The following is a 20,542-nucleotide window of genomic DNA, read 5'->3' as shown; positions in this document are numbered from 1 at the left end:
GAAACGATTGCCTATACGCCCGGTAACAGAAGTTCTTTGCCGCCGCCAATTCGGGCCGTGGGCCCGGCCATGGAAGATCGCATCGTCATACAGGGAGCCCGGGAGCACAACCTCCAGAACATCAGTCTGGAGATCCCGCGCAACGAACTGGTGGTGATCACGGGATTGTCCGGCTCTGGCAAGTCCTCGCTGGCGTTCGACACCATCTATGCCGAAGGCCAGCGGCGCTACATGGAGAGCCTGTCGGCCTATGCCCGGCAGTTCCTGGGTATGATGGAGCGACCGGACGTGGACCACATCGACGGTCTGAGTCCGGTGATCGCCATCGAGCAGAAGACCGTCAGCCGAAACCCCCGGTCCACAGTCGGCACAGTCACCGAGATCTACGACTTCCTGCGGCTGCTCTTTGCGCGCGCTTCGGACGCGTACTCCTGGAAGTCCGGCGCGGCCATGCGTAAGCAGTCGGACGATGAGATCGTCGACGGCGTGATGGGCCTGCCCGAGGGCACGAAGGTTATCCTGCTGGCACCGGTGGTGAAGGGCCGCAAGGGCCACTACCGCGAGCTCTTCCAGCAGGTCGGCCGCCAGGGGTTCGAGCGTGTGCGCATTGACGGCGAGCTGACGGAGATCACCGCGGGCATGAAGGTGGACCGGTACAAGACGCACGACATCGAAGTCGTTGTCGACCGTCTCGTGGTCAAGGAAGGTATCCGCTCCCGCGTGTCGGCATCCGTGGACACCGCACTGGGAATGGGAGGCGGCACGCTGATCGCCTCCATTGTATCGGCCGATGGGCATGAAGACCGGCTCTTCAGTCGCCACCTCTTCAGCCCGGATGACGGACTGTCCTACGATGATCCAAGTCCCAACACGTTCAGCTTCAACTCACCGTACGGCGCCTGCCCCGACTGCAACGGTCTCGGCATGCGCCGCGAGCTGGACCCGGACCTCATCGTTCCCAACCCGGACAAGACCATTGCCGAGGGCGGTATCGCGCCACTGGGAAAGCCGAGGGACGTCTGGATTTTCAGCCAGCTGCGAGCGGTAGCGGAGGCCTACGACTTCGATTTCGACACCCCCTTCGAGAAGCTCAGCGAGGAGCAGCAGCGGGTAATCCTGGAAGGTGCCGGAGAGGAGCAGTTCGACATCGTCTACAAGTACAAGGACCGGGAAGTGCGGTACAAGCACCGCTTCACGGGGGTGCACGGCCATATCTGGCACACGTACGAGCAGACTTCGTCCAACACCTCGCGCAAATGGGCGGAGGGCTTCATGCGTCGGCAGGACTGTTCGTCCTGCGGCGGCGGCCGACTGAAGCCGGAGAGTCTCTCTTTCCGCATCGGCGACAAAAACATCGCGCAGTTGGCTCGCATGGACCTGGCGTCACTGCGGGCCTGGTTTGACGACGTCGAATGGAGGGAGCGGCAGTGGGCCATCGCCCGCCAGATCGTCAAGGAGATCTGTGAGCGCCTGGACTTCCTGTTGGACGTGGGTGTCGGTTACCTGAGCCTGGACCGCACCGCGCGCACGCTGTCCGGCGGGGAAAGTCAGCGCATCCGGCTCGCCACCCAGATCGGCACGCAGCTGACGGGCGTGCTCTACGTGCTGGATGAGCCCTCCATCGGCCTGCATGCGCGAGACAACGCCCGGCTGATAGCATCCCTGAAACGACTTCGGGACCTCGAGAACTCGGTGCTCGTGGTGGAGCACGACCGGGAAATGATCGAAGAGGCCGACTTTGTCGTGGATCTGGGGCCGGGCGCCGGAGAGCACGGGGGCCGCGTGCTGGGCGCCGCGCCTCCAGCCAAATTGCCTTCGGGACAGAATGGCGAGTCCAGTCTGACGACGGCCTATCTGCGCGGCGAGAAGCGCATCGCCCTTCCGGCCGCACGCAGAACCGGCAATGGCGCCTGGCTGGAGCTCGAGGGCGCACGTGGGCACAACCTGCAGGAGGATCTGCTCCGCCTGCCGCTGGGCACGCTGACCTGTGTGACCGGCGTGTCGGGATCGGGCAAATCCAGCCTGATCAACCAGACGCTCTACCCCATTCTGGCCAATCACTTCTTCCAGGCGAAGCGGGTCCCGCTGCCGTACCGGGAGATTCGGGGGCTCGAGCACATCGACAAGGTCATCGACATCGACCAGAGTCCGATCGGGCGCACGCCGCGCTCGAACCCAGCCACCTACAGCGGGCTCTTCTCGCACATTCGGGACCTGTTCGCGCAACTGCCGGAGGCCCAGATTCGCGGGTACAAGCCGGGCAGGTTCTCATTCAACGTGAAGGGCGGCCGCTGCGAGACCTGCAAGGGCGCAGGCATCGTGAAGCTGGAGATGAACTTCCTGCCGGATGTCTATGTGGAGTGCGAGACCTGCAAGGGACGTCGCTACAACCTGGACACGCTGGACGTGCGCTTCAAAGGCAAGTCCATCGCGGACGTGCTGGAAATGACGGTTTCGGAGGCGCTGGTCTTCTTCGAGAACGTGCCCCGTATCGAGCGCAAACTGCGCACCCTGCATTCGGTCGGGCTGGGGTACATCCGACTCGGTCAGCAGGCCACCACCCTCTCCGGCGGAGAGGCGCAGCGCGTCAAGCTGGCCAAGGAACTGTCGCGGCCGGGGACCGGACAGACGCTGTACATCCTGGACGAGCCGACGACCGGCCTGCACTTCGAAGACATTCGTCACCTGCTGACTGTGCTGCAGGCGCTGGTGCGCAAAGGCAATACGGTGCTCGTGATCGAACACAACATGGATGTCGTCAAGGTCGCGGACTACGTCATTGACCTGGGCCCGGACGGCGGAAGCGGTGGCGGTCGCATTCAGGCTGCCGGCACGCCTGAGGAACTCGCCGGCACCGACACTCACACGGGCCGGTACCTGAAGGTGGAGCTCGATCGGGAACTGTCCGCAGGCCTCTCGGGCGATGGGGCCGACGCGGATCTGGACCTCGACGCACTTGCGAGCGACGACGAGGACGAGCCGGAGGCCTTCGACGACGAGGACGAGGCACCCGAACTGGAAGACGCAGAAGCGAGCTGATCCATGGCATTCGTACCGGCCTACAACAAGCCCGATGCCCCCGGCATCGCCATGAACTTCGACAACTCGGTATCGCTGTTGGCGGTGATCGGACCGGAGGACGATTTTCCCGCTGCCGCCAACCAGGTGTTCGGGCTGCTCAAGGAGGCGCAAGAGCGCTATCCCGACTGGCCTCGCACGTTCTATGTGGACATAAACGGACACCCCGGTGAGCGGTCGGGCTTCGACGAGGACTTCTTTGAGTTCCAGCAGGAATTCTGGTTCTCGACGATTGCCCATTTTGTCACTGCCTTCGAATTGCCCCTCACCGGCGCGCTGGTGAACCCGAATCCGCAGCGCAACGACGTTCCGGACGTTCTCAACATCGCAGCCCCTCCCGACTCGCCATGAAACTGCTGAGACTGCTACCCCTGCTCCTGTTCATTTCCATGCCGGCGCGGGGCCAGTCTCCGGACGTGCAGGCGCAGCCCGGGATGCTTTCGGACGATGGCGGGCTCACGATGCCGGCCATTCTCTCCATGCGGGAGCGCGCTGCCGTGATTGACCGCATGCTGGAGGACCGCCTGAGAACCGTGGTTCCGGCGCTCATGGACCGGGAGCAGGTCGACCTCTGGATCATTGCCGCCCGCGAGTACAACGAGGACCCGGTTGTCCGCACCATGCTGCCCGCCACGTGGCTGGCTGCCCGTAGGCGCACGGTGCTGGTGCTGCATCGCACGGACAGCGGCGTGGAGGGTCTGGCCGTTGCGCGCTACGCGGTCGGTCCCCTGTTCGAGGCGGCCTGGGATCCGGAGGAGCAGCCCGATCAGTGGCAACGCCTCGCAGACCTCGTGGCCGACAGAGATCCCGAGCGCATCGCCATCAACGTGTCCGAGACGTTTGCCCTGGGCGATGGGCTCACGCATTCTGAGTATCAGGGTCTGACTGCGGCCCTTGCGCCACGATTCCGCGACCGGCTGGTCTCCGGGGATCGTCTCTCGGTCGGCTGGCTCGAAACGCGCACCGCCCTGGAGATGGAGATGTACCCGCATATCGTGCGCATTGCCCGCACCATCATCCGCGAGGGCTTCTCAGACCAGGCTATATCCCCGGGAGTCACGACCACGGACGATGTGGTCTGGTGGTATCGGGACCGCATCCGTGATCTTGGCCTGATTACCTGGTTCCACCCCAGCGTTTCGGTGCAGCGAGCAGAAACCGGTGGTAGGGACGATGACTTCTCCAGCCGACCCGACGCGGCCGTCATCCGTCGGGGAGATCTGCTGCACGTGGACTTCGGCATCACGTATCTGCGCCTGAATACGGACACCCAGCAACACGCGTATGTGCTCCGCCACGGGGAGACAGACGCGCCACAGGGCCTCAGGCATGCGCTGGCTGTCGGGAATCGCCTTCAGGATGTGCTCACGGACGAGTTCGAGGAGGGGCGCTCAGGCAATCAAATCCTCGCGGCCGCGCTGGCGCAGGCCGCCGCAGAGGGCATTCGAGCCACCATCTACACGCACCCCATCGGCTTCCACGGCCACGGCGCAGGGCCGACAATCGGACTCTGGGATCAGCAGGGCGGCGTGCCCGGTCGAGGCGACTATCCGCTGTTCGCCAACACGGCGCACTCGATTGAGCTGAACGCAGTGGTTGCCGTGCCCGAGTGGGGCAAGGACGTGCGCATCATGCTCGAGGAGGACGCCATTTTCGACGGCCGCACGACCACCTACATCGATCCCCGACAGGAACGCATGTACCTGATCCGCTAGGAGCTCAGGATCGCGACCCGAGCCCGCGTGCAGCTCTGGGGCGTCCGCGTCAGGCCGCCGGAGTCACGGTCAGCTCCGAGACGTGTACGTCGATGGCGTGGTTGAACCGCAGGCCGACCAGCCCGTCCGTGGGGAGTTCGGCTTTCGGCAGCGTAGCGACCTCAACGTCGTTCACGTGAAAGCGCAGCGTTTCGCCGTCTACCTGCACCGCCATCACGTTGGTGGCGGTTCCCTCGGTATCCTCCGTGTAGGCAACGATGGATTCGTGGGCCGTCCACGGAATGAGCGTCTCCGTCTCGGCGCCCTTCCGGAGCTTGACCAGGTACTCACCACTGCGACGAAGCAGGAAGTACAGGTATTCCTGCGCTTCTCCAGAGAGGTCTGAGCCGCCCACGAGAATGCCGTACCCTTCATTGCGATTCCCGGGCGGGAAGAGGTGGATCTGGGTCGATGCCGTGTAGGAGCCGTCCGCCGTGCTTGCCGGATGGAAGAATATGCCCGCCGGTGCGGTGGTGATGTGCCACCCGGGCGTCATGGTCACGAAGAACGTGTCCACGGAGTCCGCCTCAGAGCCCACTGAGTAGTTGGGGCCACGGTCAAACCGCCATTCCCAGCCCGGGGGTACTTCGCCCTCGGGATTGCCGGCAGGGTTCTCATGGTTTGGGCGATCCGACACTACGGTTTCAACCGGCGTCTCGGCCTCGGCCACTTCGCCCTCGCCGGAGGCACATGCCCCCAGAACGAGTGAGGCGACAAGAACTAGATAGAGGGTGCGCATGGCTCAGTCTCCTTCGGTCAGTTCCTGGTGCGCGGCCCGGATGGCGTTCGGTATCGCCGTGGCCCACGAGTCCAGGTAGTATTCCGGAAAGTCCGGCAGGCGGTCGACTGCCAGTTCGTCCAGGGGGGTCTCGTTGCGGATGCCGGCTTGTACGTAGTCCAGCAGCCCTGAGAGGAAGTCGCGCATGACCAGCAGGTCTTCACGCGTTCCTGTGACGGTGTAGTTCGGGCCCGCATGCCCGTGAATGAAGATGGTGTCGTCCGAGAATCGGGCGTAGGTGGCCTCCAGCAGGTCCATCCACCCGGCGATGGATGCGCCACCCGGTTTGTCGATGAAGGGCGGCATGCGGTTGAACACCAGGTCCCCCATATGCACGACGTCGGCCTTCTCGAGATGGATCACCGAGTCACCGCCGGTATGTGCGGCGCCGTGGTGTGTGAGGGTGATGACCTCATCGCCCACATCCATGGTCAGGGATTCCTGATAGGTTTCCCCCGCTACGCGTTGTTGATCCACGTTACCCCGTGCCTCGGCCGAGGCCTGATGCAGCCTGGCCGCCTCGGCGTGCGCGATGTGGCGATCCGCATGCTGTGACAGCACGATGTTGCCGGCAGTGTGATCGCCGTGGTGGTGCGTATTGGCAAGCACGTCGATCCGCCGGTCCCCGGCACGCTCCTGAAGGCCCTGCCAGCACTCCTCCGCAGTCTCAGGGTATTGGGAATCAATCACCACGAGAGCATCCGGGGAAATCAGGTAACCCGTTGTGCCACCTCGCGCTTCAAACGTTCCGACTCCTCTTCGGATGGGCGTGAATTTGCCCCGCTGCGGGACGGCAAACAGCGAAGTGGGACGGAGGGCGGCCCCCACGGAAAGGGCCGAGAATCCGCCCAGAAAGGCGCGGCGGGAAAGCATGGGTCGATGGGCTTGGGACAAAAGAATACGGGCGATGGGCTCCGCACGAAACCAAAATGCGGAGGTAACCGTGAGAAAACGCTGTCCCCAAAGCAACTGATCCATATGCGCGTCGCCTTCCTGTTTGCTGTGATTGTGTGCGTTTCTGCCGTCCAAGCGCAGGACCGGTCCGAGGCCGTGCGGGAAGTGCTCGAGGAGGCGGAGATCACAGGCCTGGGCGCGGCCATAGTCGAAGACGGCCGCATTTCCTGGGCCGGAGCGTTTGGGGTTCGCTCGGCGGCCACGAACCCTGCGGTGGACACCTCCACCGTGTTTGAGGCGGCTTCCCTGACCAAACCGGTAGTGGCCCTGGTGGCGCTTCAGCTGGTCGAGGAGGGGCTCCTGGACCTGGACAGGCCGCTTGCAGAGTATGTCGAGTACCCCGACCTGGCGCATACCGGTCGTGGCGGCGAGATCACGGCGCGCATGGTGCTGTCCCATACCTCGGGGCTGCCGAACTGGCGCCCGCAGGGTGGGCAACTGGACTTGAGGAATGCGCCGGGCTCCACGTTCGGGTATTCGGGCGAGGGCTTCGTGTACCTCCAGCGCGCCATGGAAGCGGTGGCCCGCAGGCCGCTCCACACGATGGTGGAAGATCGGGTGTTTGTACCGCTGGGCATGCCTTCCTCCTCGCTGGTCTGGCGGGAGGCATTCGGCCCGTTCGTTGCCGTCGGACACGCCGACGACGGCACGCCCCTGGACAAGTTCACTCCCGGCGAGGCCAATGCCGCGTACTCACTACATACCACCGCGGCCGACTATGCCCGCTTCCTGGCGGCATTTCTGCGTGGCTGGAGCCTTTCGGACGCAATCTGGCAGGACGCGGTATCCCGACAGGCGGATGCGGGCGATGGCCTCGCGTGGGGACTTGGCTGGGGATTGCAGCGGACCGCGCAGGGCGAGTCTGTCTGGCATTGGGGCGACAACCGCGGCTACAAAGCCTTTGTAGCCGGCTACCCGGGTCAGGGAAGGGGGTTTGTCTTCTTCAGCAACTCGGACAACGGCATGCTCGCTCTGCACAGACTGGTGGAGGTGCTGGATGGCACGACGCATCCTTCGGTGCCGTGGCTGAACTACGAGCGGTTTGACAATCCTTCGTTCCAGGTTGGTCGCACGCTGCGGGCGGCGATGGCAGACTCCACCGGACCTTCCCTGCGGGAAGCCTACCGGGGTGCTCAGGATCGCTTCCCCCGGTCCGCCTTCACCGAAGACACCCTTAATGACCTGGGCTACCGTTTGCTGCGCGCCGGGCGCTACGAGGATGCGATAGAGGTATTCGAGCTGAACGTGCAGGAATACCCAGATGCCAGCAATCCGTACGACAGCTTGGGGGAGGCGTTCATGGTCTCCGGCCAGCTGGAGAAGGCCCTGCTCAACTATCGGGTATCCGTGGATCTGGATCCCGGCAATACCAACGGCCGCGCCATGATTGCGCGCCTGGAAGCGGAACTCGCACGCCAGCGGTAGAGACCTGCCCGCCTGACTGGGGCGTCTCCCGCAGGGATGGCCTCAATGGATCCGAATTAGCGCTTTGAGGGATGGTACGGTGTAGTCATCCCATGCGCTGTGCCAAGGGAGGCGAAGCAGCGCCGCTTCCGGCACACGCACACCGTGAACCGGACCGGCGTGGGGCGTCCCGACCATGACCGGGAGGGACGTCCCCGCTTCGTTCAAAAAAAATCCGAGCTACCGTGGCCCCTCTTGCGGCCCGATGTCGCCTATACCAACAAGGGTCTGATCTGCTCGACCTGAAATACTTAGTGTTAGAGGTTAAGCGTCGAGCCAGGGGGCGCCCCGGACACAGCCCTGCCGGGGCGCCCCCGTTTTGATTTTGCACAGGGGCCGTCGCGTCACCAATCCTCCTCAGCCGGACGTATAATGGAAGCACCCACCATCTCCATGACGCGATCCGACATCACACAGCTACTCGTCGCTGCCAGCGACGGGAATGAAGGGGCCATGGAGGCGCTGCTTCCCGCTGTGTATGAACGGCTTCGCACGGAGGCACGCCGCCAATTGCGCCGCGAGCGCTCCGATCACACCCTCAATACCACGGCCCTGGTACATGAGGCGTACCTGAAACTGGTGGACCAGAAGCGCATCCAGTGGAAGAACCGAAACCAGTTCTTCTGGGTCGCGGCCCAGGCCATGCGCCGCATTCTGGTGGACTACGCCCGCGGGCGCGCGCGCCAGAAGCGAGGCGCCGGCTTCACGCTGGTGCCCATCCAGGAGGCCGCTGTCGCCAGCTCGGAGCAACCGGAAATGCTCGTCGCGCTGGACGAGGCGTTGAAGCTGCTGGAGCAGCAAAGTGAGCGGCAGGCACGGGTCGTGGAATGCCGCTTCTTCGCAGGATACTCCGTATCGGAGACGGCCGACATCCTCGAGATCTCCGAGCGCACGGTCAAGCGCGAATGGGCGGTTGCCAGGACTCGCCTCTTCCAAACGCTGCAGACCATGGCGGAGGCCTAGGTGGCTCTCTCTCCGGAAGCTCGGGAGCGGGCCGAGGAGATCTTCTTCGACCTGATGGACGGGGAGACCGCACCCCGGGACGCAGAGCTGCTGGCACTCTGTGACGGGGAGGAGGACATTGCCTCGGAAGTCCGTGCGCTGTTGAAGGCGAATCAGGCGGCCAGCACCATCATCCCCGCTCCGGCTGCCTCCGAGGTGCCGTCCATGGGCGATATCGGCCCCTACCGCATCGTAGGGGAGCTCGGCCGAGGCGGCATGGGAACGGTGCACCTGGCGGAGCGCGTCGGCGACTACGAAATGGAGGTGGCCATCAAGGTGCTGCCTCCTGCCCTGGCCGGGACGAAGGCTCGCGAGCGGTTCGTCGCGGAGCGCCGCATCCTCGCGCGGCTCCAGCATCCCGGCATCGCCCGTCTGCTGGACGGCGGATGGACGGAGGACGGTCGCCCCTACATCGTCATGGAGCGCGTGGACGGCATGTCCATCCGTGACTATGTCGGGGACCGGTCCGTCAACGAACGACTTGAGCTCTTTCTGCAGGTGGCGGATGCCGTGCAGTATGCCCATCGGCATCTGGTCGTGCACCGGGACCTAAAACCGACCAATATTCTGGTCTCCAGGGAGGGGCGCGTCAAGCTGCTCGACTTTGGCATTGCAAAGCTCCTGGACGACGATGATTCCACCGAGTCGCTGACGCGCACGGGGGAACGACTGCTGACACCGGACTATGCATCGCCCGAGCAGATCCGGGGCGAGGCGGTAACCACAGCCAGTGATGTGTACCAGCTGGGCGTGGTGCTCTACGAGATGCTCAGCGGCACACTGCCGTTTCACCTCAAGGGACGCTCGCTGGTGGAGGTGGAGCGCACGGTTTCGGATACGATCCCGAAGCCGCCCTCCATTCGGGTGACCGAGTCGGTCAACGAAGAAGATCGGCGTCGAACTGCCCGTGCGCTGAAAGGTGACCTGGACAACATCATCATGAAGGCGCTCCGCAAGGAGCCCGAGCAGCGCTACGCCTCTCCCGAGGCCATGGCGAATGACGTGCGCAGGCACCTGGCCGGCTTGCCCGTCGAAGCGCGTGGTACCACGGCCTGGTATGTGTTGCGCAAGTTTGTGCGTCGGCACAAGGCCGCAGTCACCGCCGCATCGCTGCTCCTGGTCAGTCTGCTGGCGTTTGCCCTGATTTCCGTCCGACAGGCACAACAGATTGCCCAGGAACGGGACCGCGTCACCCAGGAGCGCGACATCGCCCGCCAGGTGCAATCGTTCATGGAGGAACTGTTCGAGCAGGCGGCACCGGAGAATGCGGACTCCCAGGACGTCACCGTGCGGGACGTGCTCAATGTGGGTGCCTTGCGAATCCAGACTGATCTGGAACAGACCCCGGTCGCCCGGGCGGCATTCATGAACGTGATCGGCAGTGCCTACGGCGTGGTGGGAGACCGCGAGTCCGGGCGCGCCCTCCTGGAGCAGGCGCTGGAGATTCGAATCGACATCGATCCGGACGGTCTCGACGCGGCCGAGTCCATGAATGACCTGGGTGTTGTCGAGCTGCGCGCGCGGAATCACGTCAAAGCAGACTCCCTGCTGTCACGAGCCCTGCAACTGCGCATCGCAAACAATGCGCTTTCGACCGAAGTGGCCACCACCCGGATGAATCTCGCCTCTGTGCGCACTTTCCAGCGCCGATTTGACGAGGCGGAGGCCTTGTACGAAGAGGCGTTGCCGGTCTTCGAACGACGATTTGGCCCCGGGCATCGCCACTGGGCCGTGGCCATGAACAACTATGCGTTGCTCAAGCGAAGCATGGATCGCAGGACCGAGGCCGAATCGCTTCTGGTGGACCTGATTCCCGCCGTGCGCAGCATTGCCCGCACCACGCCGGTACCGCTGGCCACCACGCTGGCCAATCTGGGTACGGTGTACCACGAGCAGGGCAAGTATGCGGAGGCCGTGCTCGCGTTCGCCGAGTCCGTCGAGATCCTCTCCCGACTCGAGAACACCCGCCCGACCGAGTCGATCGTACGGCAGAATCTGGCGGCTTCGCTGGGTTTCCTCGACCGGCCCACAGAGGCCGAGCAGGAGTTTCAAAAAGCGCTCGATATCCGGCTCGCCATGTACGGGCGGGACGACTTCCGACTGGCCGGCCTGCTCAACAACTGGGGCGCGATGAGCCAGCGGCTCGAACGATTGGAGGATGCGGAAGCCCAGTTCCGGGAGGCCGTGCGGCTGGTTCGACAGACAGATCGCATGGCCTGGCGCGACCGGGCCCAGATGGAACTGAACTGGGCGTGGACGCTCATGCTCATGGAGAGGCATCAGGAGGCCACCACCATCTACCAGGGCATCCTCTCTGCGGCCAGAGAGGGGCTGGACGTACCGGACAAGATTCGATTTGACACCCGGTGGGGGCTTGCCCGCTCCCTGGCCGCACTGCAGGAGTGGACCGCGGCCGAGCAGGAGTTTCAGCTCGCCATTCAGATGGCGGACTCCCTGTTCGGCTCCGCAGATCGAAGGCCATGGCGCGTTCGCGTCGGCATGGGCGAGCTACTGGCTGAAACGGGTCGCGAGCAGGAGGCAGCCGGGCTGCTGCGGGTTGCCGCCGATTCCCTGACGGCCCTCGAAGAACTGGACGATCCCTTCCTGACGACTGCGCGGAGCCGATTGGCTCGACTGAGCGGGTCCACCGCCCCCTGAGTCCCTCGGAAACGGCACCGTCCTTGCTGCATTGACGGGTAACATCCCCACACCCCCGAATGCTGCTCCGAATGCCCCATTTCGAGCGCCTCCGCCGCATGCTGACGGTCGCTATGCTGGTCATGGTGACCAGCGCAGTAGACGTCTGGGCCCAGTCTGCCGGAACCGTATCGCGCACTCATTGGCCCGACGTACTGTATGAGACGCAGGCCGGCGCCATGGACCGGCCGGGATCGGCAGCCATGGAGGACTTTGCGGATGTGGCCTTCGTGCCCTTTCTCGACTCCCTGGTGCTTGAGTACGCTGCCCCTGCAGACACGCCCGAAATCAATCTGATCCTGCGCTGGGTGCCAGGCGAGGGCGGCGTAATCGACGGCGAGCTTGTCGACGAGATGCCGGAAGACCTGGAGCTGAACCTGATCGACCTTCAGGCGACCCTGAGGTCGCAGGGACAGGACGTGGGTGTTCTGCTCATCGCCCTGGACAGCCTGCGCCTGCCGGCCAGGGATTTCGAGCACGCCATTACCCTGGAGGATTCCTGGGCGGCGCTGCTTGAAAATGCATCGTCCGAGACGACGCGCGCTGCCTTCGCCGCAGGCTTCACGCTGGAGGATCTGACAATTCTGCGGGTGGAGTTCATCGCTCCGCCGGAGGCACTGACGGAGGTCCCCGTCACACGCAGGCAGCCCAGAGGGCGGACCATCTTTGTGCCCGAGCGCGGCATCTGGATTGGTTGGGATCTGGGTCCGGATCCGTATCGCCGCGGGGGCAGGGCACGGTATCCGAATCGCAGGCCGCGTGGGGAAACAGGCCGCGTATCGTCTCCGCCGAATGACCGCACGGTCCGCGGAGGACGCACGAGCCCCGGCGAGACCCGCGACACCGATCGTGCCGGCGCGGGCGTTTCCGATCAGGGAGATACCGGCCGCAGTGGCACCGGGGTTTCCGGTCAGGGGGACACCGGCCGCAGTGGCACCGGGGTCTCTGATCAGGGAAGTTCCGGGGTCACCGACTCCGGCAACGGCGAGCGCAAGCGCGGTCGCTCACGCGGTCTGCCTGCTCCAAAGCGCGGCGACAACGACGATGACGACGACCGGGACCTGCTGGGCCCGGCCCTCGGAGCCGCAGCGGCTGTCGGTGCCCTGGCCTATTTCGGTGGCACGATCGGCTACTTCGGCTATCCGTCAGACGCTCCGGTCGGCATCGAGGCCGGCCGCATCACGGAGTCCGGAGGCGCGCTGATCCATGCGGCCATCTCAACCGATGTGGCGACCGGAGGGGGCGATGAACGCCTGGTAGTGGGCATTTCCGGTGTCTTCCGCCGCATGGCCGGTGGTCTTCAGCCCATGGCCGGGGTCGACGTCTGGCTCTCGGAGGACGGAGATGCGGTCGATGCGGTCCCGGTGGTCACCGCCGGTGTGCTTCTGAACATAAGCAAGCCGGTTTCCGTGCATCTGGGAACAGATCTGTCGGACTTCCGCCCGCGCTTCGGACTCGCATTTTCATTTCGCTAGTCCGGTCGGCCGGCTGAGGGCTGCACCCGGCAGCGCGATCAGTAACGCAGGGGCCGGCTCAGTCGGGATCCACGAGCAGGTATTCCCGGGCAAGCTGGGTGAACTCCTTCTCCTGTCCGGATGCCCAGGCCGCATCACGGCCCAGCTCCTCGGCCATGATCGCGGCCACCCGGGGCGCGGCGGCGATCGCCCCACGCGCGTCCAGCAGAAGCGCCCGAGTCCGCCTGGAAAGCGCGTCTTCCACGGTGCGCGCCATCTCGTGACGGGTCGCCCATCGAATCTCGGCCTCCATGTAGGGAAGCCGGTCATCCAGCAGCGCGGCAGTCGCCGGGTCCTCCTGGATCATACGCTCGATGGCGGGGGCATCTGACCCGTACTCCGCCAACTCGCCGGACCGCTCTTCGGAGTTCTTGATCCACCCGTGCAGGCGCAGCTTCTCAGTCACGCTGGAGCGTTCATCCAGCCCGGCCACCACCGCGGCCTGATCCACCACGTCCTGCCCCATCTTCCGGTAGGTGGTCCACTTGCCGCCCGTGAGCGTGACAAGCCCTGAGGGTGAGACAAGCACTGTATGGTCGCGCGATATGGCCGCGGTATTCTCGTCGCCTCCCGCACTGACCAATGGCCGCAGTCCCGCAAAAACGCTGAGTACGTCATCCGGGGTCGGGTCCTTGGTCAGGTACCGTGAGGCGTGGGTCAACAGAAACTCTATCTCGTCCGGCAGCGCCCGTGGCTCCAGCGATGGCGCCTCCAGCGGTGTGTCGGTGGTGCCTACGATCACCCGGTCATACCACGGGACGGCAAATAGCACACGCCCATCGTCCGTTTTCGGCACCATGATGGCGCTGTCCCCGGGCTGAAATTCCTTGCCCAGAACAATGTGAACACCCTGGCTGGGTTGAACGATGGGGCGCGCATCGGGTGTGTCCATCTGCAGCACCGAGTCCGTGAAAACGCCCGTGGCGTTTATCACCACGCGTGCGTTGATCTCGTACTCGCGGTCGGCCTCGCGGTCGTGGGCACGCACACCCTGCACCAGTCCCGAACGCTTCAGCAGCCCGGTGACTCGTATGCCGTTCAGTACAACGCCGCCAAGGTCCACAGCCGTTTGCGCCAGGTTAACCGCCAGGCGGGCATCGTCAAACTGGCCGTCGTAATAAACCACTCCCCCGCGCAGGCCCTCCGGCTCCAGCGTTGGAATCCGCTCCAGGGTCTCCTCCAGGTCGAGCGTGCGGGAAGGCCCCAGGCCGAGGTTGCCGGCCAGCATGTCGTAGACCTTCAGGCCTACCCCATAGAACGGGCCCTCCCACCAGTCGTAGTTGGGCACGATGAAGGGCAGGTTGCGCACCAGGTGCGGGGCGTTCCGGATTAGCAGGCCCCGCTCACGAAGCGCCTCGAGCACCAGTGACACGTTCCCCTGCTTCAGATAGCGAACACCTCCATGGACCAGCTTGGTGCTGCGGCTGCTGGTGCCCTTGGAGAAATCGTCCTGCTCGAGCAACAGCGTGCGATACCCCCGCGAGGATGCCTCGACGGCGGCGCCCAGGCCGCTGGCCCCGCCTCCGATGATCACGATGTCCCAGACATCCGGGGCATCCAGCTGCTGTATCAGTTCCTCGCGTTTCATGCGTCACCCTCGGTGGTAGCCCATCGTCCTGACCGCTCCACGGCGCGGCGCCACTGACGAGTCAACTGCTGGGCCTTTTCCCGGTCCATGTCTGGTTCAAAAGTCTTGTCACGGTCCCAAAGTCGCGAAATTTGCTCCAGGGACTCCCAAAAGCCGGTGGCCAGGCCGGCCAGGTAGGCGGCGCCGAGCGCGGTGGTTTCCTGAACAGTCGGCCGCACGACCGCAGTGCCCAGCAGATCGGCCTGAATTTGCATGAGCAGGCCGTTCGCCGTAGCGCCTCCGTCCACGCGCAGTTCAGAGAGTTCGATGCCGGACTCGGAGGCCATCGCCCGAATCACGTCCTGGGATTGAAAGGCGATGGACTCCAGCGCGGCCCGGGCCACGTGCGCGCGTGTCGTTCCGCGTGTCATTCCGATCATGGTGCCTCTGGCGTAAGGATCCCAGTACGGCGTACCAAGACCCACAAAAGCCGGCACGAAGTAGACACCACCGTTGTCGTCGGCCGCAAGCTGTTCGATCTCAGGGGCGGAGTCAATGATCTGCAGGCCGTCGCGCAGCCACTGCACTACGGCTCCCGCAATGAAGACACTGCCCTCCAGAGCATAGATGGTCTCACCGCCCAGATCCCAGGCAATCGTGGTCAGCAGCCCCTTCTGCGATCTAATGGGCTCGGTCCCTGTGTTCATGAGCATGAAGCAGCCGGTCCCGTAGGTATTCTTGGCCATGCCGGATTCGTGGCAGGCCTGCCCGAACAGTGCGGCCTGCTGGTCACCCGCCATGCCGGCGATCGGGATGTCCGCGCCGAGCAGACTGGTGTGGCCGTAGATCTCACTGGATGAGCGCACCCTCGGCAGCACCTTCTCGGGGATGTCCAGAATGTCCAGCAGGTCGGGGTCCCACTTGCCCTCATGAATGTTGAGCAGCAGCGTGCGGGATGCATTGGAGGCGTCCGTGACGTGCACGTCGCCGCCGGTCAGACAGTACACGAGCCACGCGTCGATGGTGCCGAAGCAAAGCTCACCGCGGGCGGCCCGGTCGCGGGCACCGGGTACATTGTCCAGCAGCCAACGCAGCTTGGTCCCGGAGAAATATGGATCGATCACCAGCCCCGTCTTGGCCTGAATGGTCTCCGCATGGCCGGCCGCTTTGAGTGCGTCGCAAAAATCCGCGGTTCGTCGATCCTGCCACACGAGCGCGTTATGCACCGGTTCGCCCGTGGCCCGATCCCACAGCACCACCGTTTCACGCTGGTTGGTGATGCCGATCGCATCGATCTGCGAGGCATCGACTGATTGCTCTTCAAGCACCTGGCGCGCGACTGCCAGCTGGGTCTGCCAGATCTCGGTGGCATCGTGTTCTACCCAGCCCGGTTGGGGAAAATGCTGGGTGAACTCTTGCTGGGCCACCCCGGCGGGAGACCCCTTTTTGTCAAAAAGAATCGCGCGTGAGGAAGTTGTACCCTGGTCCAGGGCAAGGATGTATCGCATGGGGCGAGGGGTTGCTGCGGAAAAGATAATCGCCCCGCCGGGCAGCACGTCGCGGCCCAGCGTTTTCCATTGCGCTTTACGCTGTTATCTTTGACCAACCCCTCCCCCCACTGAATCCTCGTGTCGCGAGCCGACGAGCTGATTGACTCGTTGCCGTCCATTGCGCTTGCCATGACTGCGCGTGGGCGTCAGCGTCAGATCATCGACATTACGGTCGATGGTCTCGTGGAAGGCCTCCACGCCGCCATGGCTCGCATCTGGATTGCCGGACCACCGGGGCGCTCACGGTTCCGCACCCTGACGGTGGATCGCTCCACCTGCCTGCGGCTGCGTGCTGATCGTTCAGTCAACGTGGATCTCAGCGAAGAGTCGGGCCGGGAAGTGATGGCCGCGACCTGGGTGATGCGCATCGCGGACACCCAGAAGGCGATCGCGACCAGCCGCCTGTACCACGGGGGCCAGACTCCGGACGTGTCCTGGATGCGATCCAACCGCTTTCGCGCGTTCGCGGGCTATCCGCTGCTGGACGGCGACAAACTGCTTGGCGTGCTGGCGCTCTTTCTTCGGTATCCCCTCAACGAGCGGACCGAAGGGCTGCTCTCGGTGTTCGCCGGCCAGGTAAGTGCCGCGCTGCGCAACGGCAACGGAGACGGAAAAACGCGCAGCGACGTCTGTATTCCGGGAGGCAGTTCGCTGGATGAAGCCATGCGCGCCTACATCGAGCACATCCTGAAGGAGACCGGGGGCCGGATCGAGGGGACCGACGGTGCGGCCGAGGCGCTGAGCATCCACCCCAATACGTTGCGCTCGCGCATGAACAAACTTGGCGTCCGTCGTCCGTAGGGAACTGACGGCGTACCAGGCGCCGTGGTGGGCACGGAACGGGCATGTAAACACCGTATACGCCTCGTTGCTTCGGTTTGTGACCCAGCCTCTGTGGCATCGTGAGCGGCTGGAACTGGACGATGGGGATTTTCTGGACCTGGATTGGTTGGTGTCGGGCCGTGACCGGTGCGTGATTCTCAGCCACGGCCTGGAGGGCAACTCCCGGCGGGTTTACATGAACGGCATGGCGCACGCGGCAAACCGTGCCGGCTGGGATGTGCTGTCCTGGAATTACCGGGGGTGCTCGGGAGAGCCCAACAGGCTGCTGCGCAGCTACCACAGCGGGGCGACGGATGACCTGGACCGCATCGTACAGCGTGCTCGCGCGGACTTTGGGATTGTTGCACTGGTCGGCTTCAGTCTTGGCGGCAATCTGACCCTCAAATACCTCGGAGAGCAGGGGGAGGACGCGCCCGTCGTGGGTGCCGCGACATTCTCCGTGCCGTGTGATCTGGCCGGGTCTTCCCGAGCACTCGCAGAACCGGCCGCGCTTCCCTACATGATTCGGTTCATGCGATCGCTCCGGGAAAAGGTCCGCACGAAACACGCCATGTTTCCGGAGGAGATCGATGTGGACGGGCTTGACCGCATGCGGACCTTCCAGGAGTTCGATGACAGGTACACGGCACCCATACATGGATTCAGGGATGCCGAGGACTATTGGGCACAATGCAGCTCCAGATCCTTCATCTCGTCGATCCGCCGGCCTGCACTGCTCGCCAGCGCGCTGGACGATCCGTTTCTCTCAGCGTCCTGCATACCCCGCGAGCTGGCAAGGGAGAGTGAGTGGGTACGGCTGGAGACTCCTCGACACGGCGGCCATGTAGGCTTTGTCACGGATCACGCCGAGAGCTGGTCAGAGCAGGTGGCGATGGAGTTCCTGGGTGGACTTTTGTGAAGTCCGGCTTAAGGCGATTGGGGCACGGGCCGATAACCCGATCACGACCAGCTTATATCTCCCTCCCCATGACCAAATTCATAGCAGAAAACCCGTTCCTGCCGCTCACGGCAGTCGCCGGCCTGATCATTCTGATCGGCGCCTTTATCTAGGAGTCGCCGGCTGACCGGCCGCGCACTCTCACCGCGGCGCGGAGCGCGGCGCCGGGCCTACTGGCTGCGGTCTCCTTCGACCACCCGGAAGCCAAGCATCATGCCGGCGTGCAGGTGCTCCGCAATATGGCAGTGCGCCATCCAGTCCCCGGGATTCGACATGTCCACCAACAGGTCCATGGTCGATCCGACCGGGACGATGGCGGTGTCCTTCCAGACCAGGTTCGGATTCCGTACGCCATCCATGTCCAGCACCAGAAAGCGCTGACCGTGCACATGGAAGGGGTGATTCATCGGGTGGAATGACTTCGGGTTGTTGAACACCCGAATCTTGACGACGTCTCCGACGCCGAAGTCCCAGTTGATGTCCATGTTTTCGCGACCGGTATCCAGATCGCGAATGACCCACTCCACCTGCTCAGCGCTGGAGAGCCAGTTCATCATGGGCATCGCATCGTTCCACTCGATGGGCGGCACGTAGAGTGTGTCGATCTCCATGGATCGAACGATGGGCAAGGGAAGGCCGTCCACGCGCACGGTGAGTTCCAGCGTATGGTCGGGCTGGCGGTCAAACTGGTCCCGATAGGCGTCGATGTCGCCGGTGACGTCATCGTTTGTCCGCAACTCCGCAAAGGCCGCGGCAGCACCCGGGTCCGCCGCAGCGTCACCCACCTGGACCGTCGCCAAGTGATGCTCTTCCGGGTAAAACACGCCCCGGAAGTGGTTGATGGCCTGCACCGAATTGCGGATGGCGAACTCGCCGCTCTCGGGGTAATGGACTTCGACGACGTACCGCTCGGCAGGCGCAATCACGACGCTGGGCACAAACTCCTCGTGCTCGAATTTGGAGACGTCTGAAGCGACAATCTTGGCGCGGGCCCCATCGAACACCACATTGAAAGTGCGGGAGTTCGCGACGTTCGTGATGTAGTACCGCACGACGCCGCCACGTGGTACATCCAGGCTGTAGTCGGTGCGGCCGTTGGTTAACATGACGTTGCCGAAACGGCCCATCAAGGCGTGTGTCGGGGACTCGTCGCCATAGGGCAGGATACCCGCATCGTCCATCAACAGGTCATCCAGGATCAGCACTTCCTCCCGGGTTACGGGGTTGTAGTACGCCTCCACGTCGGGGTCGACGAGCATGTTGCCGTACAACCCGAGGTCCTGCTGGATGTCTTCCCGCATGTGTGGGTGGTACCAGTAGATGCCCGTGTCGGGAAACTTGAGCTGGTACGTGAAGGACTCGCCCCGCATGACCGGCGGCTGGGTCATGCCGGGAATGCCGTCGAACGCGTTATCCAGTCGCAACCCGTGCCAGTGCACGGTGGTCGGCATTTCGATGTTGTTGGTGAAGTGCACCGTCACTTCGGAGCCCCGCTCAGCCCGAATAAGCGGACCCGGATACTGTCCGTTGTATCCGTACATCACCACCGTCTGACCACCGATCTCCCTGCGGATCAGCGAAGCCTCGAGGTGGAGCGTATCCCCATCGTTCATCTCCACGACTTCCCTGGGACGTCCTTCCGGAATCGTCATGAGGTCCATGCCGGTGCCCGCCAGCCACGGACCGACCACAGGAACGGCGGTCTCGAGTCCCGGCAACATGGGCATCGACATGTCCATGGGTACCATGCGCCAGACAAGGCTGTCGCCCTGCATGGCCCCCAAATCGTGACCATGGTGCATGTGGTGGTCCTGCCCCGTTGCGGGCAGCACGAGCAGGGCCGCCAGCAGGCAGCCGATCAGTCGAGGCATGCTAGTATCCGTAAACCGCGCAGGGTTCGGTCTCGAAGGGTCCATGGCCGGCCTGCGTATGCATGAACCCGGACCGGGACATGCCGCGCACCACCACAGGGCCCTCCCACGTGGCGGCGCCTTCGGCTTCGTCCTCCTCCAGCGTCACTACCACGAGAAACTTGTTCCAGTCCACGCGTCCGGTCACCTGATGGTTCTCATCCAGTGCGCCGAGTCGCCGCCGCTCGTCGAGTGACGGGGTCGTGACCCACGCCACATACTTCCCCGACCGAGCCGGACGCAGCTTGTCCACCTTGATGCGCAGCTCGTAGATGTACTCTCCTTCCGGTGTCAGGGCAATGCCGAACGGGGAGCGGGCGAAGACCACATCGGCCGTGCCTGTAGCCAAACGCGCGCCTGGCACCTTCTTGGTGGTGACCAGGTCGATGGCGTAGTACGGCGGCGGGTCGTCGCCGATGTGGCATTCAGCAGGAGGAGCCGCAGCAGCGGAGCCGATCAGAAGTGCGGCAAGCAGCGAGAGCAGCATGCGTAGA

At 64.1% G+C, this 20,542-nt stretch carries 15 protein-coding genes; 9 read left to right on the top strand and 6 right to left on the bottom strand.

What is annotated here, in order from left to right:
* Window positions 1-69: 69 nt before the first annotated feature.
* Genes uvrA through JJ896_02915 form a run of 3 tightly spaced genes read left to right on the top strand, consistent with a single transcriptional unit; the run spans window position 70 to window position 4,793 of the window.
* Window positions 70-3,039 (top strand): excinuclease ABC subunit UvrA, encoded by a 2,970-nt coding sequence (gene uvrA, locus JJ896_02925; protein MBO6778585.1) that lies wholly within the window; start codon window positions 70-72, stop codon window positions 3,037-3,039.
* Window positions 3,040-3,042: 3 nt separating this feature from the next.
* A complete protein-coding gene (locus JJ896_02920; protein ID MBO6778584.1) occupies window positions 3,043-3,429 on the top strand; it encodes a hypothetical protein in 387 nt (128 codons plus the stop codon).
* Window positions 3,426-4,793, top strand: coding sequence for a M24 family metallopeptidase (locus JJ896_02915; GenBank protein MBO6778583.1), 1,368 nt, complete (start codon window positions 3,426-3,428; stop codon window positions 4,791-4,793). The genes JJ896_02920 and JJ896_02915 overlap by 4 nt, the downstream gene beginning before the upstream one ends.
* Before the next feature lie 49 nt (window positions 4,794-4,842).
* On the opposite strand, the gene JJ896_02910 is transcribed toward JJ896_02915, so the two are convergent.
* Both JJ896_02910 and JJ896_02905 read right to left on the bottom strand, forming a co-directional pair.
* The gene (locus JJ896_02910) at window positions 4,843-5,571 is read right to left on the bottom strand and encodes a hypothetical protein (GenBank protein MBO6778582.1); all 729 of its coding nucleotides are present in this window, start codon (window positions 5,569-5,571) and stop codon (window positions 4,843-4,845) included.
* 3 nt (window positions 5,572-5,574) lie between these two features.
* On the bottom strand, window positions 5,575-6,483 hold the full coding sequence (locus tag JJ896_02905) for an MBL fold metallo-hydrolase (protein MBO6778581.1): 909 nt from the start codon (window positions 6,481-6,483) through the stop codon (window positions 5,575-5,577).
* Window positions 6,484-6,588: 105 nt separating this feature from the next.
* Here JJ896_02905 and JJ896_02900 point away from each other — a divergent pair, with 105 nt between their 5' ends.
* The 4 genes from JJ896_02900 (at window position 6,589) to JJ896_02885 (ending at window position 13,202) form a co-directional block, all read left to right on the top strand.
* Entirely contained in the window at window positions 6,589-7,989 is a 1,401-nt protein-coding gene (locus tag JJ896_02900; protein MBO6778580.1) for a serine hydrolase, read from the top strand.
* A 411-nt stretch (window positions 7,990-8,400) separates the two neighbouring features.
* Complete coding sequence (locus JJ896_02895; protein ID MBO6778579.1) at window positions 8,401-8,991, top strand: sigma-70 family RNA polymerase sigma factor; 591 nt, start codon at window positions 8,401-8,403, stop codon at window positions 8,989-8,991.
* Window positions 8,992-11,688, top strand: coding sequence for a serine/threonine protein kinase (locus JJ896_02890; protein ID MBO6778578.1), 2,697 nt, complete (start codon window positions 8,992-8,994; stop codon window positions 11,686-11,688).
* 59 nt (window positions 11,689-11,747) lie between these two features.
* Complete coding sequence (locus JJ896_02885; GenBank protein MBO6778577.1) at window positions 11,748-13,202, top strand: hypothetical protein; 1,455 nt, start codon at window positions 11,748-11,750, stop codon at window positions 13,200-13,202.
* Window positions 13,203-13,260: 58 nt separating this feature from the next.
* On the opposite strand, the gene JJ896_02880 is transcribed toward JJ896_02885, so the two are convergent.
* Complete coding sequence (locus JJ896_02880; GenBank protein ID MBO6778576.1) at window positions 13,261-14,829, bottom strand: glycerol-3-phosphate dehydrogenase/oxidase; 1,569 nt, start codon at window positions 14,827-14,829, stop codon at window positions 13,261-13,263.
* Entirely contained in the window at window positions 14,826-16,316 is a 1,491-nt protein-coding gene (glpK, locus tag JJ896_02875; GenBank protein MBO6778575.1) for a glycerol kinase GlpK, read from the bottom strand. Before glpK ends, JJ896_02880 begins: the two co-directional genes overlap by 4 nt.
* Window positions 16,317-16,436: 120 nt before the next feature.
* Between glpK and JJ896_02870 the strand changes: the two genes are divergently transcribed.
* On the top strand, window positions 16,437-17,159 hold the full coding sequence (locus JJ896_02870; GenBank protein ID MBO6778574.1) for a GAF domain-containing protein: 723 nt from the start codon (window positions 16,437-16,439) through the stop codon (window positions 17,157-17,159).
* 79 nt (window positions 17,160-17,238) lie between these two features.
* Window positions 17,239-18,099, top strand: a complete 861-nt coding sequence (locus JJ896_02865) for an alpha/beta fold hydrolase (protein MBO6778573.1) — start codon at window positions 17,239-17,241, stop codon at window positions 18,097-18,099.
* A gap of 209 nt (window positions 18,100-18,308) precedes the next feature.
* On the opposite strand, the gene JJ896_02860 is transcribed toward JJ896_02865, so the two are convergent.
* Window positions 18,309-20,009 (bottom strand): multicopper oxidase family protein, encoded by a 1,701-nt coding sequence (locus tag JJ896_02860; protein MBO6778572.1) that lies wholly within the window; start codon window positions 20,007-20,009, stop codon window positions 18,309-18,311.
* A gap of 1 nt (window position 20,010) precedes the next feature.
* Window positions 20,011-20,535, bottom strand: a complete 525-nt coding sequence (locus JJ896_02855; GenBank protein ID MBO6778571.1) for a hypothetical protein — start codon at window positions 20,533-20,535, stop codon at window positions 20,011-20,013.
* Window positions 20,536-20,542 lie beyond the last annotated feature (7 nt).

This window comes from Rhodothermales bacterium, from assembly GCA_017643395.1.
Taxonomy (GTDB): domain Bacteria; phylum Bacteroidota; class Rhodothermia; order Rhodothermales; family UBA10348; genus JABDJZ01.
This window is presented reverse-complemented; position numbering and strand designations above follow the sequence as displayed.